The following is a 25,372-nucleotide window of genomic DNA, read 5'->3' as shown; positions in this document are numbered from 1 at the left end:
GGACGTGGCCGGTTAATACTCTGACGCGCCCGCCTGGAGGCCCGATGTTCGACGACCCCTTCGTTTTCTTTGCGCTCCTGATCGCGATCATCGCCCTGATCTTTGCGCGGAAGGCCATGAATCAGGTGGAGGAGTTGCGCCAGCGCCTGGAGGCGATCCAGGCCGCGCCAGTGGCCGGAGCCCGATCCGTACCCCCGCCGCTCACCCCGTTCGAGGCGTTCGAGCAGAGCCTGCCGCCGGCTTCAGGCGCGGCCCCACCGATGCCTCCGCCGATCATTCCGGACACGGAATCCATCGCGCCCGCTGCCGGCCCCGAGGCGTTCGAGCAAGCTGCCGGCGCGGCTGCGCCTCCGCCTCCGCCGCCTCCGCCGCCTCCCCTGCCGCAGCCCGATCGCGGCTTCGAGGAAACCATCGGCACCCGCTGGGTGGTGTGGGTCGGCGGCCTGACGCTGGCGCTCGGCGGCTTCTTCATGGTTCGCTATTCGATCGAGGCCGGCCTGCTCGGCCCCGGCGTGCGCACCATTCTCGGCGGCCTGTTCGCGCTGGCCCTGCTGCTGGCTGGTGAGTGGACGCGCCGCAAGGAAAGCGTGTCTTCCATTGCAGCCCTTCCGATCGCCAACATCCCGGCCATTCTCACCGCTGCCGGAACGGCGGTAGCGTTTGCCACCATTTACGCAGCCTATGCACTGTACGGCTTCCTGGTGCCGGCCACCGCGTTCATCCTGCTCGGGCTGGTGGCGATGGGCACGCTGGCGGCCGCGCTGCTGCATGGGCCTGCGCTCGCCGGCCTTGGTGTCGTCGGCGCCTTCGTCACGCCGGTGCTGGTCTCGTCCGGCAAGGCCGACTACTGGGCGCTCTACATTTACCTCGCGATCGTCACCGCCGCGGCCTTTGGCCTCGCGCGTATCAGGCTGTGGCGCTGGCTCGCGGTCACCACCATCGTGTTTGCACTGCTGTGGACGTTCCCCTGCCTGCAATGCGGTCCCTCGATGGTCGGCCCGCATGCATTCCATGTGCTCGTCGGCTTCATTCTCGCCGCGCTGCTTGTCGTCTGCGGCTTCATGTTCGGCCCGCCCGCCGATCAGGGCGAGGTCGAGCCGATCTCGTCCGGCTCGTTGGCGGCCTATTTGCTCGGCGCGACCCTGATCGTGCTGAACAGTTTCCATGCCGATACCGCGATGATCGTGTTCGGCTTACTGGTGGCAGGCAGTCTGGCGGTTGCCTGGCGCAGCGATGCCGCCGCTGGCGCCGTCGGAGCCGCTGCCGCTTTGGTCTTCGTGGTGTTCGCCGAATGGGCCGTTCGCGCCAATCCTGACATGCTGGTGCTGCCCGGTGGGCCGTTGTCAGGGATTGGACCGAACGTCACGGACGGATCGGTGTCGCTGCACCTGATATCGGCCGCGATCTTCGCCGCAGGCTTTGGCGTGGCGGGATTCCTCGCGCAGGGGCGTTCGACAGGACCGGTCATACCGGTGATCTGGTCGGCCGCGGCAGTCTTCACGCCGCTGGCGCTTCTGGTCGCGCTCTACGCCCGCATCGCGCATCTCGACCGCTCGATTCCGTTTGCGATCCTCGCGGTCGCGCTCGCCGCGGCCTATGCCGCTGCGACCGAGATCCTCGCCAAGCGCGAAGACCGTCCGGGACTGCAGGCCTCAATCGCGCTGTTTGCGACCGGTTCACTCGCCGCGCTGGCGCTGGCGCTGACATTCGCGCTGGAAAAAGGCTGGCTCACAATTGCGCTGGCGTTGATGTCGGCAGGTACCGCGTGGATTTCGACGCAGCGGCCGATTCCGTTCTTGCGCTCGCTGGCCGCGATCCTGGCTGCGATCGTGGTGCTGCGGATCGCTGACGATCCGCGCATCGTGGGCAGCGCCGTCGGCACCACCCCGATCTTCAACTGGCTGTTGTGGGGCTACGGCATTCCAGCGCTCTCGTTCTGGGCCGGAAGCATCTTCCTGCGCCGCGGCGGCGACGACGCGCCGCTGCGGACGGTGGAGGCGGCGGCGATCCTGTTCACGGTGTTGCTGGCGTTCATGGAAATCCGCCATGTCGTCAATCAGGGCGACGTCTATAGCCAGAGCGCTGGCCTCACCGAGATTGCGTTGCAGGTCTGCGTGGCGCTGGCGATGGCAATCGGGCTCGAGCGCCTGCGCATCCGTACCGGCAGCGTGATTCACAACGCCGGCGCAATTCTCCTCACGGTGTTTGCCGGCCTGGCGGCGTTGTTCGGGTTACTGGGACTGGAAAATCCGATTCTCTGGCATATCGACGTCGGCGGCACGGTCATCAACCTGCTGCTGCTGGGCTACGCCCTGCCCGCAGTGCTCGCGCTGCTGTTGTCCTATGCCGTGGCGGGGCAGCGTCCGGTCGCCTACGCCAACACGATCGCGGCTGGCGCGCTCATCCTCGCGCTCGCTTACGTGACGTTCGAAATCCGGAGACTCTATCACGGCCCGGTCATGGCCACAGGCCCGACCACCGGCGCCGAGCAATACACCTACTCGATCGCGTACCTGGCATTCGGCGTCGTGCTGCTCGGCATCGGCATTCTCTTCAACTCGCAGCGCGCGCGGCTGGCGTCGGCGGTCGTCATCGCACTGACGATCCTGAAAGCCTTCCTGATCGACATGTCGACACTGACCGGCGTCTATCGCGCGCTGTCCTTCATGTGCCTCGGCCTGGTGCTGGTGGCGATCGGCTGGCTGTACCAGCGGATCCTGTTCCGCCGGCAAGCGGCAGCGCCGGTCGCGCCAGGCACGCCCACGGGAGGCTAGCGCACGCCAATCAGGCGGCGCGCACCGACTCGAGGAATTTGGCAACCTCGACCTTGAGACGGTTGCTGTCGCCCGACAGCAACTGCGCCGCGGAGAGAACATGCGATGAGGCGGTCTCCGTCTCAGTCGCGCCGCGCTGCACGTCGGTGATGTTGGCGGAGACCATCTGCGTGCCCTGCGCCGCCTGCTGCACGTTGCGGGAGATTTCCTGCGTGGCCGCTCCCTGCTCTTCCACGGCGGCCGCGATCGCCGAGGAAATTTCAGACAGCTTTGCGATCGTGCCCGATATCTCCTGGATGGCGTTCACCGAATCCTGTGTTGCCGCCTGGATGCCGGTGACCTGCTGGCCGATCTCGCCGGTCGCCTTCGCGGTCTGCTCGGCCAGCGCCTTCACCTCCGACGCAACGACTGCAAAGCCGCGGCCGGCTTCACCGGCGCGCGCCGCCTCGATCGTCGCGTTGAGCGCGAGCAGATTGGTCTGGCCGGCGATGGTATTGATCAGCTCGATCACGTCGCCGATGCGGGCCGCCGCCTTCGACAATTCGCCGACGCGATCATTGGTCCTCGCGGCCTGATCCACCGCATCGCTCGCCATCCGTGCCGATTCCTGCACCTGCCGGCTGATCTCGTTGACGGATGATGCCATCTCCTCGGTGGCGGATGCGACCGACTGAACGTTGGTGGAGGCCTCCTCCGAGGCTGCCGAGACGGTGGTGGCGAGCTCCTGCGCGCGCTCTGCCGTCGAGGTCAGGGTATCAGCGGAAGCCTCGAGTTCGGTCGAGGCCGAGGAAACGGTTTCGACGATCTCGCTGATCATGGCTTCGAAATCCCGCGTGATGCCGTCGACGCGGCGGCCGCGCTCGATCTTGGCTTCGGTGTCGCGCGCCGCCGCTTCATCGGCGGCCTTCTTGGCGATCAGCGCATCCTTGAACACCTGCAAGGCGTCGGCCATGGCGCCGATTTCGGTCTTCTCGCCGCGGCGCGTCACTTCGGCGGCCAGATCCCCGCTTCCGAGCGCCTGCATCGGCTGCACGATGGCCGTGATCCCGCGCGAGAGATCGCGAACCAGATACAAGCCGATGCCGACGCCGCAGATGACGACGGCAGCGACAATGCCCAGAACGATCCAGAACGCAAAATTGTAACCTTCCGCGGCCTGCCTGGTCGCGGTATCCGCACCCGCATTGCTGAGGTTGATGGCTTTTTCCAGGAACGCATCGGATTCGGCGGCGATCACCGCGACCTTCTTGGAGATGGCCTCGCTCGCCTCATGCGGAATCCGCCCGATGCTCTGGCGCGACAATTCGATGACTTCCTGCACGCCGGTGATGTATCTGTCCCAGGCGCGCGCCCAGTTGTCGTAGATCGAGCGCTCTTCGGGAGTGGATATCAACGGCTCGTAAACCTTGCGGTCCTTCGCGATCCGCTCGAGGATGCCGGCCAGCCGCTTGTCGTTGGCGGCCTTCGCCTCCAGCGTTTCCGCCATCACATGGGCGCGCAGCGCAATACGGAACAGGTTGATGTCCGCGCGCAGCTCACCAAGCACGCGGACGCTCGGAAGCCAGCTCGAGGCGATCTCCACCGTGTGGGCATTGATCACCTGCATGCTGCGGATTGCGAGCAGGCCCATGCCTGACATCGCGATCAGCATGAAAGCGATCACAGCGATGACCTTCGCGCGAATGGAAAGTGCGGACATGGCTAGCTCTCTCAAGCGTTGGAGGTAGGCGCCGCTGAATTATGAGGAACCGCCGTCAAATTTCGATGCGCCGGGAATATTCGGCAACCGTAACGCATCAGGTTCCAAGCGATGGTTAACTGGAAGCTCAGTAAAATTACCCGGATGCGTAGAACTACCCGGATACAGGCGCGCGTTGCTATCAGTCGCTAACGGACTGACTCGGCGACCAGACGAATCCTGAATACCGGCTTCTTGGCTTCGTCCAGAAGCTCCATCTGCCATTCGGCGTTCTGTTTCAGGCCGCGTGAAAGGCTGCCGAGAAGGTTGCCGCAAACCTTGGTCATCTCGGACCAGGCCGCCTCGCGGCTTTCAAATTCGGATCCCTGATCGGACGCGCCCGTGTAGCGACCGTGGCTGATCCGAAAAAAATACAGCGGCATGATTGTTCTCATGTGTTGGTCCGCCCCGGCCTTCCCCTGCCGGCCACCACTTCGAACAAGATTCGCTACCAGGACATGAATGCGCCAGCCCGTATGACTACGGGGTCGCATTAGCCAATGGCTGGGGGATGATCACTGGCCGCGCCGGTAGCCCACGAGACGACTGGCTTGTCGACCCGGTTGCTGCGGCTGCTACCGCGATCAATCGGTCGAGCGACGCAGCTCCGGGGCGCCCTCGGCGTTGGCGGGCGCAGACTTGGCCGGCTCGGACTTCACCGGTTCGAGCTTGGCGCTCTCGACCGCAGGCGTTTCGACCCGTGCGGTGACTTCGGCACGTGCGTCGGCCGTACCCCGCCGATGCAGCGAGCGCGGCCGCGCCACCGAGCGCGCTATCAGCATCTGCGAGGCGCCCTGATGGCGGAAATCGCAATAGGCGAAGCCCATGCCCGAGACCGAGCCGCGGAACGAGCGATCGTCACGCTTGTCGAGATTGAAACACGGCTCGAACGGCAGCCCCTTGATGGAAGCGCAGACGGCCTGGCCGCGAATCTGCAGCGTGTTGCCGGGCAGGCGGACATGGCGAATCGGCCCCGAGCCGCTGAACTGGATGGAACCGGCCGCGCCGAGATCGTCGAGAATGCGGCCCGCTCCGCGGGTGCCGTCAAAGCAGGTGAAGGCGAAGACCTTGCCGGACACAAACCTGCGCGCCTCGTCGGCGTTCATCATCCCGGCCATCGCAGGAACGATCATCGCGACTGCCGAGACGGCCCCCAGAACCAAACGCGCAAGCATGCAGCTACTCCAACTTAACAATAGCGCGGGCGCCCGCCTTTACCCCGTGCTTACCATACCAACCGTGGCAACATTGGAGCACGTTAGTTGGTAAAGTCTGAACACCCTTAGAGAATTTTTACCACGATTCGACCGCGGACCTTGCCTGCGAGGATTTCGGCGCCTGCGCCGATCACTTGGTCCAGACCTATTTCGTGAGTAATATCAGCTAGTTTACCCTTATCCAAATCGTTGGCAAGGCGGTTCCAGGCGAGCTTGCGCTGCTCGATCGGACACATCACGGAATCGATGCCGAGAAGGCACACCCCACGCAAAATAAACGGCGCGACCGACGACGGTAAATCCATGCCGGCCGCGAGACCGCAAGCTGCGATGGCGCCGCCATATTTCGTCATCGAGAGCAGGTTGGCGAGCGTGGTCGAGCCGACGCTGTCGACGCCGCCCGCCCAGCGCTCCTTCGCCAGCGGCTTGGCGGCCCCCGCGAGTTCGGCGCGATCGATCACCTCGGCGGCGCCCAGCCCCTTGAGATAGTCCGCCTCCGATGTCCGCCCGGTGGAGGCGATGACGTGGTAGCCGAGCTTCGACAGCACGGCGGTGGCGACCGAGCCGACGCCACCGGCCGCACCGGTCACCACGACCGGGCCGCTCTTCGGCGTCAGGCCATGTCTCTCCAGCGCCAGCACCGACAGCATCGCGGTGTAGCCGGCGGTGCCGATCGCCATCGCATCGCGCGTGGAGATTCCGTCAGGCAGCCGCACCAGCCAGTCGCCCCTGACGCGCGCCTTCTCGGCATAGGCCCCGAGATGGGTCTCGCCCATGCCCCAGCCGTTGCAGACGACCTTGTCGCCGACCTTCCACCCGGGATGAGAGGATTGCTGGACCGTGCCTGCGAAATCGATACCGGCGATCATCGGGAAACGCCGCACCACCGGCGCCTTGCCGGTGACGGCAAGACCATCCTTGTAGTTCAGCGTCGACCACTCGACCGCGACCGTGACGTCGCCTTCCATCAACTCGGCTTCGTCGAACTGCGTCAGCGCGGCGGTGGTGCCCTTGTCCGCCTTGTCGATCCTGATGGCCTTGAACGTTCCCACGGCAACCTCCCGGACTTGCGTTGACCGCCCACGCGTCATGGCCGGACATGTCCGGGCGATGACGAAAAGCGGTTTGAGAGGCTGTTTACCGCATCAGGCGGGTTGTGCAACCGGGCGGGCGACCGGCTGCTCGACGATCGGCAGGTTGATCAGCGCCGACAGCACACCGAACAGGATCGAGAGCCACCAGATCGGCGTGTAGGAGCCGAACTGCTCGAACACGATGCCGCCGAGCCAGACGCCGAGGAAGCCTCCGACCTGATGGCTGACGAACGCAAAACCGTACAGCGTCGCGAACCAGCGGGTGCCGAACATCAGCGCCACCAGCGCCGAGGTCGGCGGCACCGTGGAGAGCCAGGTCAGGCCGGACACCGCGCCGAACATGATTGCCGAGAAGGTGGTGATCGGAAACGAGATGAAGGCGACGATGGCGAGCGCGCGCGTCAAATAGATCAGCGACAGGATATAGCGCTTCGGAAACAGATTCTGCAGCCAGCCGACACTGAGCGAGCCGATGATGTTGAACAGGCCGATCGCCGCGACCACCCAGCCGCCGGTCTGCGACGACACGCCCTGATCGGCCAGATAGGCCGGCAGATGCACGGTGATGAAGGCGAGCTGGAAGCCGCAGGTGAAGAAGCCGAGCACCAGCAGAACGTAGGAGCGATGGCCAAACGCCTCCGCCAGCGCAGTCTTGAACGATTGCTGATCGGCGGCAGAAACGTTCGACGACGAGGAAGTCGCAGGCGGCGTCGCGATCGCCAGCGACAGCGGCACGATCAGCAGCATGAGAAGCGCGAATACGGTCAGCGCCGTCTGCCAGCCGAAATTGTCGATCATGGCAACGCCAAACGGTGCGAACAGGAACTGGCCGAACGAGCCGGCCGCGGTGCCGGCGCCGAGCGCAATGCCGCGCCGCTCCGGCGGCAAAAGCTTGCTGAACGCCGACAGCACCAGATTGAACGAACAGCCGGATAGCCCGAAGCCGATCAGGACGCCGGCGCCGATATCGAGCGACAGCGGCGCGGTGGAATAGCGCATCAAGAGCAGGCCGCCGGCGTAGAGCAAGGCACCGACGATCATCACCCGCAGGATGCCGAAGCGATCGGCGATGGCGCCGGCAATCGGCTGCCCCAGCCCCCAGAGCAGGTTCTGCAGCGCCAGCGCGAGGCCGAAGACGTCGCGGCCCCAGGCAAACTCGCGGCTCATCGGCTGTACGAAGAAACCGAGGCTGGAGCGCGGCCCGAAGCTCAACAGCGCAATCGCGCAGCCGCAGATGATGATGACGAGCGGCGTGCGCCAGGTGCCGGAGGAAGAACTGGTGTCGCCGGTCGTTACAGCCATTGGTTTCCCCTTGGGCGAATCCGCGCCCGTGATGGCCGCGCGAAACGTTACGGTGAGTTAATGCAGATGCATGAAAACCCCAAGGGGGCGGAAGAGAAAAATTTTCCGCTGCAGGGCAGCCCTGCAAAATTGGCGAGGGCAATGAGAGCAATTTGGAGGGGCCGACGATGTCGTCCCTGCGAACGCAGGGACCCATACGCCGCGGCCTGAGCGATTTGAGGGCAGTGCCCGTTGCTCGGCTTTGTTTCACAACCACAGCCGGTGGTTATGGGTCCCTGCGTTCGCAGGGACGACCGATAGAGCTACCGCTTCACGCTCGCCTGCTCGGCCGAGCTTTGCGCGGCTTCGGCGAGCTTCGCGGAAATCGCCGCGGTCTCGGCGGCGGTGCCCCAGCTCGGCGCGTCGCTGCCATTGCCCCAGGCGCGCGGCCGGTAGAAGGTGTGCACGCCGGTCTTGTACATCTTCTTCATTTCATTGACCCAGGACGGACGCACCCAATAGGCGTGATAGTGCGTCGACTTGTCGACCTCCGGCAGCCAGATCTGGCCGTCAAGCATCGCCTTCGCGATCTTCCTGGCGCGTTCCCACATGTCGGGCTCGCGGATGACATCCTTGTTGTTGTCGCAGGCGAAGGTGAACTGGCACGCCAGGTGGCGGTGCTTGTTCTGATAGACCACGCCGCACACGGTGTCCGGATATTTGCCGGAGAAGGCGCGGTTCAAGACCACCTGCGCCACGGCCATCTGGCCGCGCACGGCTTCGCCGCGGGCCTCAAAATAGACCGCTTCGGCGAGACACTTCTCCGACTTGGCGCGCGATTTCTCGTCGAACAGACCGAGCCGTTCGGCCGGCGTCTTGGCACGCTGGTTGTCGGCGTTGACCTCGCCCTTCGGCGCAACGCTCTCGCCCATCTCGCCCGCCCGCACCGGACCATCGGCATCGACGGGAAGCGATGCCATCACCTTCATGTCGGGATCGGGCCGCGCGACCGGCATGACGATGACCGGCTCTTCGCCGGGCTGCCAGCGCTCGATGCTCTCGGGCGAGCCGAGCGACGAGCCAAAGAACAGGCTCGAAGTCTTGAAGGAGAATGCGTCGCGCGGCGGCGTGGCCGCTTTCGGCGCGACCTTGAGTTCGTCCTGCGGCTTGCGCTCGAGCGATAGCGACATATCCAGCGGCGGCGCATTCAGCGCGGCCTGCAGCTCGGGATCGAGCGGCGCGCGCGCGACCGGGGGCGCGGTCTCGGCGGTATTTGCTTCGGCGGTCTTGGCGCCCTTGACCGATGAATTTGATGTTGCGGGATCCTCGATCGCCGGCGCGCGCTCGGCCGGGCCTGTCGTCTTCGCTGCCGGCGGAGGCGGCGCTATGACGAGGCGGTCGCCCTTCAGCGTGCGATCAACCTTGGGAAAGTCGGTGGCGTGATAGCGCGGCGGCGGAGCAACGATCGGATTGCGGGTCACTGAACCGGTGATGTCGATGCCCTGATTGTCGAGGCTGGCGAGGCGGTAGGTCGCGGTTTGCGGCGAGGACGTTCCGATCGGACGGCCAAAGGAGAACGTCGCGACCTGAATGGTGCCGGCGGAGGAGAATACGCGCTTCTGCCAGCGCTCGGCGACGCCCGGCTGGCGGGCCAGCAGCGAGGCGATATCCTGATATCCGATCTCGGTCGGCATCAATGCGAAGATGCAGAGACCGAAGCCGAAGAGCGCGAACCGCGCGCCCTTCGGCTGGTTACGCAACACAAACATTGTACGCTCACGCAACGCTTACACGGGTCGAACGTCAGTACATCCGTGCAATTCGACCTTTTTTGTTGGTATCGAATTTAGGTTGCCGGGGAGTTAATCGGCGTGGCGCGTGCGCTACACGCAAGAGATCGCGCGAATTTCGCGAGATGCATGAGAAGTGTTGGTAAACAGGCGCGCGATGAAAGTGGTAAATATCCCGTCAACGAAGATGATGAAGAAATTTTATGCGCGCATGTGCGTGTACGTCGCATATCGCAATGGGTGTTGCGAGTTCCTATTCACGCTAGCGTGCTGAAGCATTCAGCCGTCATTGCGAGCGAAGCGAAGCAATCCATCGCGCGGCATAACGGATAGATGGATTGCTTCGCCGCTTTCGCTCCTGCAATGACGGCTCTCACATGCGCGTAAAAACGCAAACGCCCGGGACTCGCCCGGGCATCACGTCGTCTTTGTGATTGGCGGTGTGAAAAACTTACGCTTGGCTCACCACCGTCTTGCCGAGCGCCGCCTGCGCTGCGGCCAGCCGCGCGATCGGCACGCGGTAGGGTGAGCACGAGACGTAGTCGAGACCGATCTCGTGGCAGAACGCTACTGAAGCCGGATCGCCGCCGTGCTCGCCGCAGATGCCGACCTTCAGATTCGGCCGGACCTTGCGGCCGCGGGTGACGCCGATCTTCACCAGTTCGCCGACGCCGTCGCGATCGACCGAGATGAACGGATCGATCTCCAGGATTCCCTTGCTGACGTAGGTGCCGAGGAAGCTCGCGGCGTCGTCACGGCTGATGCCGTAGGTGGTCTGCGTCAGGTCGTTGGTGCCGAAGGAGAAGAACTCCGCGGTCTGCGCCACGTCGCCGGCCATCAGGCACGCGCGCGGCAGTTCGATCATGGTGCCGACCTGATAGGCGAGCTTCTTACCGGTTTCCTTCATCACCGACTGCGCAGTGGCGTCGATGCGTGCCTTGACCAGGTCGAACTCGGCCTTGGTCGCGATCAGCGGCACCATCACCTCAAGGCCGACGGCCTTGCCGGTACGCTTCTCGGCTTCGACCGCGGCTTCGAAGATCGCGCGCGCCTGCATCTCCGCGATTTCAGGATAGGCAATCGCAAGACGGCAGCCGCGGAAGCCCAGCATCGGGTTGAACTCGGCGAGATCGCGGGCGCGATCGGCGAGCTTGCGCGGATCGGTGTTCATCGCGCGCGCGACTTCCTCGATCTCGGCCTGGGTGTGCGGCAGGAACTCGTGCAGCGGCGGATCGAGCAGACGGATCGTGACGGGCAAGCCCTTCATGATCTCGAACAGCTCGACGAAGTCGGCGCGCTGCATCGGCAGCAGCTTCGACAGCGCCGCGCGGCGCGACTGCTCGTCTTCGGAAAGGATCATCTCGCGCACCGTGCGGATGCGGGTCTCTTCGAAGAACATGTGCTCGGTGCGGCACAGGCCGATGCCCTCGGCGCCGAACTTCACCGCGGTGCGCGCATCATCGGGCGTGTCGCCGTTGACGCGGACACCGAGCTTGCGGACCGCGTCAGCCCAGCCCATCAGCGTGCCGAACTCGCCCGACAGCTTCGGCTCGATCATCGGCATCTTGCCGGCCAAGACCTGGCCGAGCGAACCGTCGATGGTGATGACGTCGCCGGTCTTGAAGGTGCGCGAGCCGATGCTCATGGTGCCACGGCCGTAATCGACGCGGATGGCGCCGCAGCCGGAGACGCATGGCTTGCCCATGCCGCGCGCGACCACGGCGGCGTGCGAGGTCATGCCGCCGCGCGTAGTGAGAATGCCCTCGGCGGCGTGCATGCCGTGAATGTCTTCCGGGCTGGTCTCGACGCGCACCAGAATGACGTTGCGGCCGTCGGCCTGAAGTTTTGCAGCCTCATCGGAGGAGAACACGATCTCGCCCGATGCCGCGCCCGGCGAGGCCGGCAGGCCGGTCGCGATCACGTCGCGCTTGGCCTGGGGATCGATGGTCGGATGCAGCAACTGATCCAGCGACGCCGGATCGATCCGCATCACCGCATCCTTCTTCGAGATCAGGCCCTCATTGGCGAGCTCGACCGCGATGCGCAGCGCCGCCTTTGCGGTGCGCTTGCCGCCGCGGGTCTGCAGCATCCACAATTTGCCCTGCTCGACCGTGAACTCCATGTCCTGCATGTCGCGGTAGTGCTTTTCGAGCATCGTGTAGATGCGCGTCAGCTCCTTGAACGCCTCCGGCATCGCGCTTTCCATCGATGCCTTGTCGGAGCCGGATTCCTGGCGCGCTTCCTCGGTGATGTCCTGCGGCGTGCGGATGCCCGCCACCACGTCCTCGCCCTGCGCGTTGATCAGGAATTCGCCGTAGAGCTTGCTCTCGCCGGTCGAGGGATTGCGCGTGAACGCGACACCGGTCGCCGACGTCTCGCCCATGTTGCCGAACACCATGGCCTGGATGTTGACGGCCGTGCCCCAGGATTCCGGGATGTCGTGCAGGCGGCGGTAGGTCACTGCACGCGCGTTCATCCAGGATGAAAATACCGCGCCGATCGCGCCCCACAATTGCTCGTGCGGGTCCTGTGGGAAATCCTTGCCGGTCTCGCGGGCCACGGCATCCTTGTACTTGCCGACCAGTTCGACCCAATCGTCGCCGGTAAGGTCGGTGTCGAGCGTGTAGCCCTGGCTGTCCTTGAAGGTGTCGAGGATGTCCTCGAAGTGATGATGTTCGAAGCCGAGCACCACGTCCGAATACATCGTGATGAAGCGGCGATAGCTGTCATAGGCAAAGCGCCGGTCGCCGGAGAGTTCGGCGAGCGCTTCGACCGTCTTGTCGTTGAGACCGAGGTTGAGCACGGTGTCCATCATGCCCGGCATCGAGGCGCGGCCGCCGGAGCGGACCGACACCAGCAGCGGGTTCTTGGAATCACCGAACGCCTTGCCGGTGAGCTTGCCGACATGTTCGAGCGCCTTCTCGACCTGCGCCTTCAGCGCGGCCGGATAGGATTTGTCGTGCGCATAAAAGTACGTGCACACCGAGGTCGGAATGGTGAAGCCCGGAGGCACCGGCAGGCCGAGATTGGCCATCTCGGCGAGGTTGGCGCCCTTGCCGCCAAGCAGATCGCGCAGACCCGCTTTGCCCTCCGCCTTGCCGTCCCCGAAAGTGTAGACCCACTTGCCGGATTTTACCACCTCAACAGCCGGCTTGCGGACCGGAGCCTTCTTGGCGGCGACCTTGGCGACCGGCTTGGCCGGGGCCTTCTTCAGCGTCTTCCGGGCGGCAGGGGCCGCAGCCGCCTTGGGACGGACCGATGACTTTGATTTCGCTACAGATTTCGCTGCAGCCTTCTTGGACTTCGCGACGGCTTTGGCCATGGATTCCAACTATCCGAAAAGGTGAGAAAGATGCGCGCCTTACACCATTTTGAGGGGTTCCGCGCAAGCCGCGAAACCCCGCTTTCCCGCGCTAGAACCTCAACATCTTGAACACGCCGAGACCGGCCAAACCGACCACGATCAAGTAGATGGCGACGATGAAATTGAGGAACCGCGGCATAATCAGAATCAAGACTCCCGCGATCAGGGCGATGATCGGGGAAATGTGCGCAGCAGTGATAGTCATTGAAATCTCCGGGATGATGGGGGCGGGAAATCGAATCGAGGGCGGCAACTTAGCCGCTGGCGCGGCGGGGGAATAGCAAGACGCTCAAGCCCTTCAAGGGGTTCCAGCCTCCGCAACAATTCCCCAGAAATGCCGCGTATGAGGCTGCCATTTTGCCGGAACAATGCGGCACGGGATGAATTGGCCCGCATTGTGTGCGCTGGCAAAGCCGGCGCCTCTTCTCGCGAAGGAGTAGACCATGCGGAACAGACTATTTGCCATTGCGGCGATCGCCGGCGCGATGGCCGCCCCGATCGCGGCGCAGGCGCAGACCACGATCGGCACAGCCGGCGGCAGCACGGTCGTCATCGGCGAACATGAAGGCATCGCGGCCGACCAGCGGCCGGCCTTCCGCGAATACATCGTGCGCGAACGCGTGCCGAACTACACGATCTCCGAGCGCGTCATCGTCGGCAGCGTGCTGCCGGAAACCGGCGTGACCGTTTACGACGTGCCGCAATCATTCGGCATGACGCCCTATCGCTACACGGTCGTGAACGGCCGGACGGTGCTGGTCGAACCGCGTTCGCGTCGCATCGTTCAGGTGGTCGATTAGACCTCAGTAGCCTGAACGATAGGTCCGGGCGCCGCGCAAGCGGATGTGCGCGAGAAACGACCGGACAAAGGCCCCGCTCGGCGTCCCCTCCGGGCGGGGCTTTCGTTTTGCGTGAGGGCTCTCGCGTGATGCGTAGATGCGTAGGGTGGGCAAAGCGCAGCGTGCCCACCCTTCAAGGCAACGGTTTGGAGAGATGGTGGGCACGCTTCGCTTTGCCCACCCTACGGGATACCGACTACTCGCGGATTTCCAATCCCGCCTTCTTCACCACGAGCCGATGGATCTTCTTCCCCGATGAGGCGCTGACGACCTCTTCGTCGAGCAGTACGGCCGCATCCTTCAGCTCCGCCCGCACCACCGCCGGATCGAACGCCACATAAAGGCGGCCCTGCGCGTCGCGCTGATCGGTGCCCTCGGTGACGCGCCAGCTCAGATAGAGAATGCCGCTGGGCTTGACGATATCGAGCAGGCGGCGAACCGATGCCGCAATCTGCTTGCGGTCGAGGTGCATGATCACGGTTTCGCACAGCACGTTGTCGAACGTGCCAATGCCGTTCAGATCGGGCAATTCCGCATGGGCGAACCTGTAGGAGGGATAGCGACGGCGCGCTTCGCTGAGCAGGCCCTCGGAGGCATCGAAGCCGGCGGCCGAAAAACCGTTCGCGTGAAGCCAGGCGACCTCGCGGCCGCAACCGCAGCCGATATCGGCCGAATTGCCGCCACGCACAAAAAACCGCTCGACGATTTCCTGCAGGTCGACCGGCGCCGGCTGGCCGAGCCAGTCCTTCGCGAACGCCGCCGCATCCTGGTCATAAGCGGCGAGCGTCTGACGATCCATGGTCTAGCCTTCGATCTTGGAAAAATCCGCCACCGCGCGAGTGGCCGCGCGGATTTCGTTCAGTAACTTTAGTCGATTCTCGCGGACTTTGGGTTCATCGTCATTGACCTTGACCTTGTCGAAGAACGCATCGACCGCCGGACGTAGCTTTGCCATCGCGCTCATCGCGGCAGCGAAATCTTCCTTCTGCACCGCGGCGGAGGCCTCGCTCTTGACCTGGTCGATCGCCTTGGCGAGCGCCTTTTCCTCAAGCAAGCTGTAGAGCCCGGCATCCGGCGCACCGTCAAAGGTGCGCTTGTCCTTCTTCTCCTCAATCGCGAGGATGTTACTCGCACGCTTGGTCCCCGCAAGAAGGTTCTTGCCGTCGTCAGTGTCGAGGAACTTTCCGAGCGCCTCGACGCGGCGGACCACCAGCAACAGGTCGTCTTGGCCGCCGAGCGAAAAGACGGCGTCGACGAGATCGTGGCGCGCGCCCTGGTCGCGAAGCTGGACTTTCAGGCGGTCGGCGAAGAAGGCGAGGAGATCGCCCGGAAGATTCTGGACATCGTCCTTTTTCGGCAAACCAGCCAATGCCGACTTCGCTACGTTCAGGATCGGCAGCCGCAGCGTATTGTCCACGATCAGCCTGATCACACCCAGCGCCGCGCGCCGCAGTGCATATGGATCTTTACTGCCGGTTGGCTTCTCATCGATCGCCCAGAACCCAACCAGCGTATCGACCTTGTCGGCCAGCGCGACCGCCACGCTCACTGGATCGGTCGGAACGCGATCGGCGGGCCCTTGCGGCTTGTAGTGCTCCTCGCTTGCGGCTGCGACGGCAACGTCTTCGCCCTGCGCCTGCGCATAGTACTTGCCCATCAAGCCCTGCAGCTCGGGGAATTCGCCGACGACTTCGGTCAACAGATCGGCTTTTGCCAGATGCGCGGCACGCTTGGCCTTTTCAACATCGGCGCCGACCAGCGGTGCGATCTCCGCGGCCAAACGCTCGATCCGTTTGATCCGCTCGGCCTGCGTGCCCAGCTTCTCATGGAACACGATCTGCTCGAATTTCGGCAGCCGGCTCTCCAGCTTCGTCTTCAGGTCGGTCTCGTAGAAGAATTTTGCGTCCGACAGCCGCGCGCGGATGACGCGTTCGTTACCGGCGATGATCACCTTGCCGCCGTCGGTGGCCTCGATGTTGGCGGTCAGGATGAACTTGTTGGCGAGCTTGCCGGTCTTCGGATCGCGCACCACAAAGCATTTCTGATTGTTTCTGATGGTGGCGCGGATCACCTCGTCCGGGATCGACAAGAATTCTTTTTCGAACGATCCCATCAGCGCGACCGGCCACTCGACAAGGCCCGCCACTTCGTCGGCTAGCACCTGGTCTTCCACCAGCTCAAAGCCCTGTGCGAATGCCAATTCCTTGGCATCCTCAAGGATGATGTCCTTGCGCGCCTGCGCGTCGAGCACGACCTTGGCGGCCTTCAATTTCGCTTCGTAATCCTCGAAGCGGCGCACGGAGATTGCATCCGGCGCCAGGAAGCGGTGGCCGTGCGTGACTTGACCGGCCTCGATGCCGTCGACAGCAAACTTCACCACGTCGGGGTCTTCGGTCTCGGGACCGAAGGTCGCGATGATCGAGTGCAGCGGCCGCACCCAGGAGAGCGAGCCTGACTTGGCCGAGCGTTCGCCCCAGCGCATCGATTTCGGCCACGGGAAGGTTCTGATGATGACCGGCAGGATTTCGGCCAGCACGTCGATGGTGGCGCGGCCCGGCTTTTCGATCAGTGCGATGTAGAAATCGCCCTTCTTCGGATCGGTCTGGATCTTGGCGTCCTCGATCCGCGCAAGCCCGGTCGCCTTCAAAAATCCCTGGATCGCGGCATCGGGCCCCCCGACGCGCGGGCCGCGGCGCTCTTCCTTCAGGTCGGACTGACGCTGGGGAATGCCATGCACGGTCAGCGCCAGCCGGCGCGGCGTCGCGAACGCCTTTGCGCCTTCGTAGACGAGACCTTCGGCGACGAGCTTGTCGGTGACCATGCGGCGCAGATCGTCCGCCGCCTTCGTCTGCATGCGCGCGGGGATTTCTTCGGAGAAGAGTTCGAGGAGAAGATCAGGCATCAGACCGCCCTGCCCGCTTCGGTGTGAACCCAGGCTTCGCCGCAGGCTTTCGCCAGTTCGCGCACGCGCATGATGTAGCTCTGCCGTTCCGTCACCGAGATCACGCCACGGGCATCGAGCAGGTTGAAGACATGGCTCGCCTTGATGCACTGGTCATAGGCCGGCAGCGCCATCAGATGCTCCTTCTGGTTGCCGCCCTCTTTCCAACCGGCCGCGAGATATTTTTTGCAGGCGTCTTCCGCCATCCTGAACTGCTCGAACAGCATTGCGGTGTCGGCGTATTCGAAATTATGCCGGGAATATTCCTGCTCGGCCTGCAGGAAGACGTCGCCATAGGTGACCTTGTCGGCGCCCTCGCGGCCGTTGAAGTTGAGATCGTAGACGCGGTCGACACCCTGCACATACATCGCCAGCCGCTCGAGTCCGTAAGTGAGTTCGCCGGAGACCGGCGCACATTCGACGCCCGCGACCTGCTGGAAGTAAGTGAACTGGCTGACTTCCATGCCGTCGCACCAGCATTCCCAGCCGAGCCCCCAGGCGCCGAGCGTCGGGCTTTCCCAATCGTCCTCGACAAAGCGGATGTCGTGTACGCCTGAATCGATGCCGATGGCGGCCAGCGACTTCAGGTACAGGTCCTGAAGGTTCGGCGGCGACGGCTTCATGATCACCTGGAACTGGTAGTAGTGCTGCATCCGGTTGGGGTTTTCGCCGTAACGGCCGTCCTTCGGCCGGCGCGAAGGCTGCACATAGGCCGCGTTCCAGCGCTTCGGTCCGAGCGCGCGCAGCGTGGTGGCGGGATGGAAGGTGCCGGCGCCCATTTCCATGTCGTAGGGTTGCAGGATCACGCAGCCCTGCTCCGCCCAGAACCGCTGGAGGGCGAGGATGAAGCCCTGGAACGAACGTTCCGGGCGCATGTGGTCAGGCAAGGCGTCCATCGGCAGAATCGGGCTCGCGAGGGGGTTTTAGAAGCGCGGGACCGTATCGGCGTAGGGACAGGGAATCAAGGCGATGCGGGGACGATGTCATTCCGGGGCGGTCCGCTAGGACCGAACCCGGAATCTCGAGATTCCGGGTTCGATGCTTTGCATCGCCCCGGAATGACCGTGGCTAGCCCGGGCGATAGGCCCCGGTGACGGGGTCGCGGCGGAGGGTGGGAATATCGGCCGTCTGCGTGGCCTCGGCGACGCGTGCCAGGCGCGCCTCTTCCAGTTCCCTGTTGATGCGGACGGCAGTCTTGTAGGCCCAGCGGACCACGGCGAGCCCTCCCAGGGCACCCGCGAATGCGATCAGCGGCGGCATCGGTCGATCCTTGTCGTTCACTTAATCAGCCCCCAATCAGCGCATTCTCGCCGAAGCCGGGCTGCGCCGCAATTGCGCTTTTGGGACTAAATGGCGCGCTCACTTACGCGTTAGAATCCGAATTTGGCCCAAATCGCCCTCGTCTCCAGCGCGGAAATCAGGTCGTCCGGCAGTCCCCCGATACCGTCGAATGCGGCGAGCGAACCCGCGCCCGGCGATCTGCGGCCCAACAGCCCGGACAGCATTCCGCTTGCCGGCGCAATGACCGGCGTCAGCACCTTCTCGCCAAAGCGCTCGCGCAACGTCGATCTGATATCGCCGATCTTGTCGGCAAGGCCGAGCGCGACGGACCTCTCGCCCGCCCAGTATTCGCCGGTGAACAGGACGTCATCGGCGTCCTTGAGGCGTGCCCCGCGGGCGCCCTTGACCAGCGCGATGAAGATGGCGTGGATCTCGCGCTGGAGCGCCTTCAGACGCGCCACATCATCGGGGTCTTCGGGCAGGAACGGATCCAGCATCGCCTTGTGCTCGCCAGCCGTGTACAGCCGCCGCTCGACACCAATTCGCTTGATCAGATCCTGAAAGCCGAAACTGCCGCCGACCACTCCGATCGAGCCGAGGATCGAGGACGGATCGCAAAAAATCTCGTCGCCCGCACAGGCGATCATGTAGCCGCCGGACGCCGCGACATCCTCGACGAACACCAGCACCGGCAGCTTCTTTTCCGCGGAAAGCTGCCTGATCCGCAAATAGATCTGGCGCGATTGCACCGGCGAGCCGCCGGGTGAATTGATCACCAGCGCCACCGCCTTGGCGTGGCGGGTGGCGAAGGCGCGCTCCAGCGTCTTGGCGATGCCGGCCAACGTCAGCCCCGGCCTGAGCGGCGTCACCGCACCGATGACACCCGACAGGCGCACGACGGGGACGACCGCGGCGTCGCGCCGGAATCTTGCCGGAATGAATTGTTTCATCCGGTCAATGAGGTTCGGCAATCCTGTGCGATCACTTATTTGTTCACTCATGCCGTTACCTCGAATTAACCATTTTTTATCGCACCAGTGTCATTGCAAAGACGAAACGCCGTTTTCGGCCGGAACGCCTTTTGCCCTGCAGATGTTAGGGCTGCAATGGCGCAGCGGAGACTGACATGAAAATCTACCTGCTGATAATGCTCATCGGCAGCCTTCTGGCCGCGATCCACTTTACATCGTCGCCCAAACAACAGTCAGAGACGCTTCCGCAATAGCGTCCTGCACGGCGAATTTGGGAGACGCGGACCGCCTACGGGCTCGCGAGCGGCAAGGTTCCCTTTCCAGCCAAAATCTCCTGCGCCATGGGGTTGGGCACACCTGCCGCGTCATTGAGCATCAGGGCCGGATGGATTTGCGTCGGCGCCCGCCCGCCCTTCATGGCCCTGACGAGAATCCGGTTGGCCGGCCCCCGCGCGTCGCCGTGAACCGGCAGAAGCTGCAAACTCCCGAAACCGTGATCGAGCGCCGAGAGCACCTCAGCCAGTCCATCGGCGCGCCAGATCAGCGTCAGCATTCCCCTGGACTTGAGAATGCGCCGCGCCGCGTGCACCCATTTTGGAAGCGTCGTTGCGGTCGCCATGTGCGCGATGCCGCGCGCGGTGTCCGGCGAGACGCGATGCCGCGCCGGATCGTTGAAGGGCGGATTCATCAGCACGGCATCAACACTGTCGGGGCCTATCCCGGCCGCGGCAAAGGCCGTGGCATCGGCTTCGACATCGAGCACGATCACGTCGGCTTGAATCGCATTCGCTTCCGCATTGGCGCGCGCTAGGTCCGCCAACGCCGGATCGATCTCGACCAGGACCAGATCGATGCCCGCGACGCGGCTCGCCACCGCCAGCCCCGCGGCCCCGATGCCGGCGCCTAAATCGGCGATGCGGTCGCCCGAACGGGCTGCGGTCGCCGCCGCCAGCAGCACCGCATCGTGGCCGGCGCGATGTCCCGATTTCAGTTGCATCAAACGCAATTGCCCGCCGAGAAACGCGTCCTCGGTGAGTTCGAGGACAGGATCACTCATCGGGGCGCAATTCGTGGGCCAGGCCCGCTTCCGACAGCAACTGGCGGGCCGCGCGGTTATCGTCCTCGTGAACCAGGATACGGCGCGGCAGGATGCCGAGCGATCCCTCGATCACGCTCATGTTCTGGTCCAGCACCAGATGATGGATATTGGCGCCGTCGAGCAGCGCGCCTACAGCGGAAACCAGCACGATATCGTTGGTCCTGACCAATTCCCGCAACGGATGTGCTCCTTTTTTGCCCCGGTGCGGCGGTGGCACCGGGCCTGTCAACCGCTTCGTGCCCTTGCCGCCATCACCGGCACTTTCTATTGTAGAACAAGGATAGTGCGAATTGGCCAAAATTGGAGACCCGCGTGGCGGTTATTGTACCCTTCGAGAGCCCGAACGCTTCGATAGACGCGCTGGTCGGGCTCGTCGCCGCCGACATGGAGCGGGTCAATGCTACGATCCTGTCGCGGACGGGGTCGGAAGTCACCATGATCCCGGAGGTCGCCAATCACCTGATCTCCTCCGGCGGCAAGCGCCTCCGCCCGATGCTGACGCTGGCGATGGCCCAGCTCTCCAACTATTCCGGCGATGGCCACATCAAGCTCGCTGCCGCGGTCGAATTCATGCACACCGCGACGCTGCTGCATGACGACGTCGTCGACGAAAGCGAGCTGCGCCGCGGCAAGCTGTCGGCGCGGATGCTGTGGGGCAATGAGGCGAGCGTGCTGGTCGGCGACTTCCTGCTCGGTCAGGCCTTCCGCATGATGGTCGAGGTCGGCTCGCTGCGCGCGCTGGACATTCTCTCTTCCGCCGCCGCCACCATCGCCGAAGGCGAAGTGATGCAGCTTGCGGCAGCCAAGAACACCGCGACCACCGAGGACGAATACCTCGCCGTGATCAGGGGCAAAACGGCCGAACTGTTCGCCGCCGCCTGCGAGGTCGGTCCCGTCATCGCCAACCGGCCGAAGGCCGAACAGACCGCGTGCCGCTCGGTCGGCATGAATCTCGGTATCGCCTTCCAGCTCGTCGACGACGTGCTGGATTATGGCGGCAAGGCCGCAAAACTCGGCAAGAACATCGGCGACGATTTCCGCGAAGGCAAGATCACGCTGCCGGTGGTGCTGGCGTTCCGCCGCGGCAGTGACAGCGAGCGCAAGTTCTGGATCAAGGCATTGGAGCGCGGCGAGATCAGCGACAGCGACCTCGATCACGCCATCGGGTTGATGACCAAGCACCGCGCGCTGGAAGACACGATCAGCCGCGCCCAGCACTACGGCGCGATGGCGGTGGATGCCCTGGCGCTTTTCCCGGCCTCACCGATGAAGACCGCGCTGGAGCAGGTGGTGGCGTTCTGTCTGGCGCGGTCGCATTGATTACCGACCTCGTCATACCCCGCGAAAGCGGGGTATCCAGTACGCTGCGGCTTCTCGGTGATGCCTCTGGAATACTGGATCACCCGCCTTCGCGGGTGATGACAACAATCCCATCGGGGACAATCGATAGGTTTCGCTTCGCTCTACCCATATCCTACAAGAGTGACCACATTTGAACGGCACCAATTTCACCTTGTTCCTGCTGGCGGCCCTCGTCATTGCCGCCGTCCCCGGCCCCGGAATCTTTTACGTCGCGGCACGCACGCTATCGGGCGGCAAGCGAGCCGGCATCGCCTCGACCTTCGGCACGGCGCTCGGCGGGCTGGTGCATGTGATCGCGGGCGGGCTTGGCGTCTCGGCGATCATCCTTGCCAGCGCTGAACTCTTCACCGCGCTGAAATTCGCCGGCGCCGTCTATCTCGTGTGGCTCGGCATCAGGACATTTCGCGAAGCCGGGAAATGGTTGCCGGAGCAGATCAGTGCCGTCGGCACACAACGAGTGTTTCGGGAAGGCGTGCTGGTCGAAGCCTTGAATCCGAAGACCGCCGCGTTCTTCCTCGCCTTCATTCCGCAATTTCTCGACCCGGCCGGCAGCTATCCGGCGCTGCAGTTCATGGCGCTGGGACTGATCTCGGTCGCGCTGAATACGCTGGTCGATGTCGTCGTCGTGATGATGGCCACGACCGCGCGCGATAGTCTCACGCGCAGGCCGAACTTGCTTCAACGATTGCGGCAGGGATCGGGGCTGTTCATCGCCGGCCTCGGGATTTCGCTGGCGCTGGCGCGGCGGCCCGCGAGTTAACTCAGCGTCCCCGCGTGCACCCACCATCCCGGGTGATCGCGGCGGATCTTTTCCGCCGCGCGGCCGGCTTCGGCGGTGTTCTCGTAGATCGCAAAGCAGGTGGCGCCGGATCCGGACATCCGCGCCAGCCAGGCGCCGTTGGTGGCGTTGAGTGCTGCGATGACTTCGCCGATCACGGGCTGCACGCGCATGGCGGGCGTCTCCAGATCGTTGGAGTTGGCGGCGAGCGCTTCGACCCATTCCTCCAGCGACGCCTTGTCGTCGGGCCAGCGATCCCGCAGCAGCACGTCGGTGACGCCAACCAGCAGTTCGCCGTTGCGCAGGCCCAGCGCGTTGAACACGTCGCGGGTTGCGACGGGAACGCCGGGATTGACCATCACGCAGGGCATTTTCGGCAGGCTGAGCGGCTGCAGCGCTTCGCCGACGCCGGTCATGACGCAGCCACGCGAGTTGACGCAGACCGGCACGTCGGCGCCGGTCAGTTGCGCGACCTCGATGATGCGGGGATCGTCGAGCGAAAGCCCGTTCAACTGCGCAAGCAGCCGCAGCGCCGCTGCGGCATCGGCCGAACCGCCGCCGATGCCGGCCGCCACCGGCAGGACCTTGTCGAGCGTAAAGCTGCCCGCCTTCATGCCAGGCACGCGTTCCGCCAACAAACGCGCGGCCTTGATCACCAGATTGTCCGAGGTATCGCCGCAGGCCTGCGCCAGCGGTCCGGACATCTTCAAATCCAGATCGGAGCCCGGCGACAGCGTCAGCCGATCGGCGCAGTCTGCGAACGCCACCACGCTTTCGAGATCGTGATAGCCGTCGGCGCGGCGGCCGTTCACCCGCAAGGTCAGGTTGACCTTGGCGCGTCCTTCATCACTCAATAGCGGCATTGCCGAACAGCCCCCAAACTCTTCCGTCAGCCGCCCTTGCCGTCTTCCTTCTTCTTGTCGGCAGAAGCCGCAGAGGAAGTGTCTTCGGGCAGGCCATTGGCAATCTTGGCTTCGATCTTCGGCAGTTCTTCCGCCTCGGGCTTGAGGTCGCGGGCATGGGCCCACTGGAATTTCGCTTCCAGCGTCCGACCGACACGCCAATAGGCATCGCCGAGATGGTCGTTGATGGTCGGATCCTCGGGCTTGAGATCGATCGCACGCTCGAGATGCTTCACCGCGTCTTCGAAATTGCCGATCCGGTAAAACGCCCAGCCCAGCGAATCCACGATGTAGCCGTCATCCGGGCGCTGATCGACGGCGCGGCGGATCATCTTCATGCCTTCGTCGAGGTTGATGCCCTGGTCGATCCAGGAATAGCCGAGATAGTTCAGGACATGCGGCTGCTCGGGCTGCAGCTCGAGCGCCTTGCGCATGTCGGCTTCGGCCTTGCTCCACTGCTTGGAACGCTCCTCGCAGATGCCGCGGTAATAGTAGGTGACCCAGGTGTTCTTGTCGGTCACGCCGGGCTGTGCGTCGATCGCCAGCGTATAGGTGTTGGCGCAATCGTTGAACTTCTTGCGGCCGCGCTCGATGTTGCCGAGCGCCATGATCGCCTCGATGTCCTTCGGAGCCTCTGCGGTGACACCCTTCAGGATCTTGATCGCCTCGTCGCTGCGGTCGGCGGCGTCGAGATTGGTGGCGAGCTGGATCTGCGCGTTGCGCTTGAGCGGCGAAGTGGCCGGCATGCGCTCGTAGACCTTGATCGCCATCTTCGGCTTCTTGACCGATTCATAGAGATCGGCGAGCGACAGCAGCGCCAGCGGATGATTGGGCTGCAGGTAGAGCGCGAGCTGCAGATAGACCAGCGCCAGATCCTCGCCGCCGCGGCGGGTCAGCGTGGCGCCGATGCCGTAAAGCGCCTCGGCCGCGCCGGCTTGCGCCGAATCCACCAGCGGCGACATCTTCTTGCCGGCCCGGGTCTCGCGCAGGCCTTCCTGCACCAGCGGGTGCCGCGGCAATTTCTTGTCGAAGGCTTCGTAGATGCCGGCCGCCGCCGCGCCATCCTTGTTGCGCGACAGCCAGCGCGCATAGGCGTCGGAAACGCGCAGCATCGAATCGTCGAGCTTGTAGGCGCGCTCGAACCGCGTGCCGGCATCCTTGTCCTTGCCCGAGATCTCCATGATCATGCCGGTGTGGAGATCCTTGAAGATTGGATACCATTCGGGGCCGGTCAGCTTGTCGATATTGGCAACCGCGGCCTTGGCGTCGCCGGCGCCGTAGCTCGCCCATCCCGACAGCAGCGTCGCCACGAGATCCGTGATCGGTCCGCGGATCGACTGGTTGATGTTGAGCTGCGCGGCCGGATATTTCTTCTGCTTGAGATCGCGGACGCCGACCACGAGCCGCGCAACGCGGTTGGCCTTGTCCATCGTCAGGATGCGATCGGCCAGCTTGACCGCTTCGTCGATGTCGCCATCGGCGAGCGAGGAGATGAAGGCGCGATCCAGGAGCTCGTTGTTCTTCGGATCGGTGCGCAGCGCGGAGCGATAGAATGCCGCAGCCGAGGCCGCGTCACGCTCGACGCTGGCATGCCGCGCGGCGAGATAGCTGCCCGCCGTGGTCAGCGATTTCAGATCGGCCTTGGTGGGGAATTGCGCAGCGCTATCGGCCGGATGTTCGGGCGTCTGCGCCGAGACCGCAGCCGGTGCGGCCAGTGCGGCGAAAGTAATTGCGGCGATGGTCCAACGATTCATACGGGTGGAAAGCATCACGGTTCGCCTAGCTCCAGGATGTATGGCGGGATCGTTACGATCGGTCTCTAATGCAAACCCAAGCGGCGGCATCTCGGGCAGCGACAATGCCGCGTTTGGCCCTCAACCGCAAGGATACGGGCTGGCGAATCGGTTGGCAGATGAGGCCCTTAGGGCTCCGATTTGCCCA

The 25,372-nt window shown here is 64.1% G+C and carries 22 protein-coding genes; 5 read left to right on the top strand and 17 right to left on the bottom strand.

Features of this window, described 5'->3' with window-relative positions:
* Positions 1-44: 44 nt before the first annotated feature.
* The gene (locus tag LMTR21_RS08400; RefSeq protein ID WP_065751520.1) at positions 45-2,774 is read left to right on the top strand and encodes a DUF2339 domain-containing protein; all 2,730 of its coding nucleotides are present in this window, start codon (positions 45-47) and stop codon (positions 2,772-2,774) included.
* 10 nt (positions 2,775-2,784) lie between these two features.
* Here the strand turns inward: LMTR21_RS08400 and LMTR21_RS08395 are convergent, their stop codons facing one another.
* From LMTR21_RS08395 to LMTR21_RS08370, 6 genes are all read right to left on the bottom strand, one after another.
* A complete protein-coding gene (locus LMTR21_RS08395; protein WP_065751519.1) occupies positions 2,785-4,473 on the bottom strand; it encodes a methyl-accepting chemotaxis protein in 1,689 nt (562 codons plus the stop codon).
* 188 nt (positions 4,474-4,661) lie between these two features.
* The gene (locus LMTR21_RS08390; RefSeq protein WP_065751518.1) at positions 4,662-4,895 is read right to left on the bottom strand and encodes a DUF6894 family protein; all 234 of its coding nucleotides are present in this window, start codon (positions 4,893-4,895) and stop codon (positions 4,662-4,664) included.
* A 201-nt stretch (positions 4,896-5,096) separates the two neighbouring features.
* Positions 5,097-5,687, bottom strand: a complete 591-nt coding sequence (locus LMTR21_RS08385; RefSeq protein ID WP_065751517.1) for a hypothetical protein — start codon at positions 5,685-5,687, stop codon at positions 5,097-5,099.
* Between the two features lie 107 nt (positions 5,688-5,794).
* Positions 5,795-6,781 carry an acrylyl-CoA reductase (NADPH) gene (acuI, locus tag LMTR21_RS08380; RefSeq protein WP_065751516.1) on the bottom strand — a complete coding sequence of 329 codons (987 nt, stop codon included), beginning with the start codon at positions 6,779-6,781 and terminating at the stop codon, positions 5,795-5,797.
* A 93-nt stretch (positions 6,782-6,874) separates the two neighbouring features.
* Positions 6,875-8,125 carry an MFS transporter gene (locus LMTR21_RS08375; protein WP_065751515.1) on the bottom strand — a complete coding sequence of 417 codons (1,251 nt, stop codon included), beginning with the start codon at positions 8,123-8,125 and terminating at the stop codon, positions 6,875-6,877.
* A gap of 302 nt (positions 8,126-8,427) precedes the next feature.
* A complete protein-coding gene (locus LMTR21_RS08370) occupies positions 8,428-9,873 on the bottom strand; it encodes a cell wall hydrolase (RefSeq protein ID WP_065751514.1) in 1,446 nt (481 codons plus the stop codon).
* 150 nt (positions 9,874-10,023) lie between these two features.
* Between LMTR21_RS08370 and LMTR21_RS08365 the strand changes: the two genes are divergently transcribed.
* Positions 10,024-10,227 carry a hypothetical protein gene (locus tag LMTR21_RS08365; RefSeq protein ID WP_141688168.1) on the top strand — a complete coding sequence of 68 codons (204 nt, stop codon included), beginning with the start codon at positions 10,024-10,026 and terminating at the stop codon, positions 10,225-10,227.
* 118 nt (positions 10,228-10,345) lie between these two features.
* Here LMTR21_RS08365 and ppdK read toward each other — a convergent pair whose 3' ends face one another.
* A complete protein-coding gene (ppdK, locus tag LMTR21_RS08360; RefSeq protein ID WP_065751513.1) occupies positions 10,346-13,216 on the bottom strand; it encodes a pyruvate, phosphate dikinase in 2,871 nt (956 codons plus the stop codon).
* A 91-nt stretch (positions 13,217-13,307) separates the two neighbouring features.
* A complete protein-coding gene (locus LMTR21_RS08355) occupies positions 13,308-13,463 on the bottom strand; it encodes a DUF3096 domain-containing protein (RefSeq protein WP_084030474.1) in 156 nt (51 codons plus the stop codon).
* Positions 13,464-13,701: 238 nt separating this feature from the next.
* On the opposite strand from LMTR21_RS08355, the gene LMTR21_RS08350 reads away from it, so the two are divergent.
* The gene (locus LMTR21_RS08350; RefSeq protein ID WP_065751512.1) at positions 13,702-14,058 is read left to right on the top strand and encodes a DUF1236 domain-containing protein; all 357 of its coding nucleotides are present in this window, start codon (positions 13,702-13,704) and stop codon (positions 14,056-14,058) included.
* 235 nt (positions 14,059-14,293) lie between these two features.
* Here LMTR21_RS08350 and LMTR21_RS08345 read toward each other — a convergent pair whose 3' ends face one another.
* The 7 genes from LMTR21_RS08345 to LMTR21_RS08315 form a co-directional block, all read right to left on the bottom strand.
* Positions 14,294-14,896, bottom strand: a complete 603-nt coding sequence (locus tag LMTR21_RS08345) for a class I SAM-dependent methyltransferase (protein WP_065751511.1) — start codon at positions 14,894-14,896, stop codon at positions 14,294-14,296.
* A 3-nt stretch (positions 14,897-14,899) separates the two neighbouring features.
* Positions 14,900-16,999, bottom strand: coding sequence for a glycine--tRNA ligase subunit beta (gene glyS, locus LMTR21_RS08340; protein WP_065751510.1), 2,100 nt, complete (start codon positions 16,997-16,999; stop codon positions 14,900-14,902).
* Positions 16,999-17,934: a glycine--tRNA ligase subunit alpha gene (locus tag LMTR21_RS08335; protein WP_065751509.1), complete on the bottom strand. Its 936-nt coding sequence runs from the start codon at positions 17,932-17,934 to the stop codon at positions 16,999-17,001. The genes glyS and LMTR21_RS08335 overlap by 1 nt, the downstream gene beginning before the upstream one ends.
* 172 nt (positions 17,935-18,106) lie before the next feature.
* Positions 18,107-18,298, bottom strand: a complete 192-nt coding sequence (locus LMTR21_RS08330; RefSeq protein WP_028346932.1) for a hypothetical protein — start codon at positions 18,296-18,298, stop codon at positions 18,107-18,109.
* A gap of 110 nt (positions 18,299-18,408) precedes the next feature.
* Complete coding sequence (locus LMTR21_RS08325) at positions 18,409-19,320, bottom strand: S49 family peptidase (RefSeq protein ID WP_065751508.1); 912 nt, start codon at positions 19,318-19,320, stop codon at positions 18,409-18,411.
* Between the two features lie 259 nt (positions 19,321-19,579).
* The gene (locus LMTR21_RS08320) at positions 19,580-20,347 is read right to left on the bottom strand and encodes a tRNA1(Val) (adenine(37)-N6)-methyltransferase (RefSeq protein WP_065751507.1); all 768 of its coding nucleotides are present in this window, start codon (positions 20,345-20,347) and stop codon (positions 19,580-19,582) included.
* Positions 20,340-20,567, bottom strand: a complete 228-nt coding sequence (locus LMTR21_RS08315) for a putative signal transducing protein (protein ID WP_057836757.1) — start codon at positions 20,565-20,567, stop codon at positions 20,340-20,342. The genes LMTR21_RS08320 and LMTR21_RS08315 overlap by 8 nt, the downstream gene beginning before the upstream one ends.
* A 134-nt stretch (positions 20,568-20,701) precedes the next feature.
* Here LMTR21_RS08315 and LMTR21_RS08310 point away from each other — a divergent pair, with 134 nt between their 5' ends.
* Both LMTR21_RS08310 and LMTR21_RS08305 read left to right on the top strand, forming a co-directional pair.
* Positions 20,702-21,709 carry a polyprenyl synthetase family protein gene (locus tag LMTR21_RS08310; protein ID WP_065751506.1) on the top strand — a complete coding sequence of 336 codons (1,008 nt, stop codon included), beginning with the start codon at positions 20,702-20,704 and terminating at the stop codon, positions 21,707-21,709.
* A 172-nt stretch (positions 21,710-21,881) separates the two neighbouring features.
* Positions 21,882-22,511 carry a LysE family translocator gene (locus tag LMTR21_RS08305; RefSeq protein ID WP_065751505.1) on the top strand — a complete coding sequence of 210 codons (630 nt, stop codon included), beginning with the start codon at positions 21,882-21,884 and terminating at the stop codon, positions 22,509-22,511.
* Here LMTR21_RS08305 and LMTR21_RS08300 read toward each other — a convergent pair.
* Positions 22,508-23,392: a 4-(cytidine 5'-diphospho)-2-C-methyl-D-erythritol kinase gene (locus tag LMTR21_RS08300; RefSeq protein WP_065751504.1), complete on the bottom strand. Its 885-nt coding sequence runs from the start codon at positions 23,390-23,392 to the stop codon at positions 22,508-22,510. The genes LMTR21_RS08305 and LMTR21_RS08300 overlap by 4 nt on opposite strands.
* Positions 23,393-23,418: 26 nt before the next feature.
* Positions 23,419-25,200, bottom strand: coding sequence for a tetratricopeptide repeat protein (locus tag LMTR21_RS08295; protein ID WP_065751503.1), 1,782 nt, complete (start codon positions 25,198-25,200; stop codon positions 23,419-23,421).
* Positions 25,201-25,372 lie beyond the last annotated feature (172 nt).

The sequence above is a fragment of the Bradyrhizobium paxllaeri genome (assembly GCF_001693515.2).
GTDB classification, from domain to species: domain Bacteria; phylum Pseudomonadota; class Alphaproteobacteria; order Rhizobiales; family Xanthobacteraceae; genus Bradyrhizobium; species Bradyrhizobium paxllaeri.
This window is presented reverse-complemented; position numbering and strand designations above follow the sequence as displayed.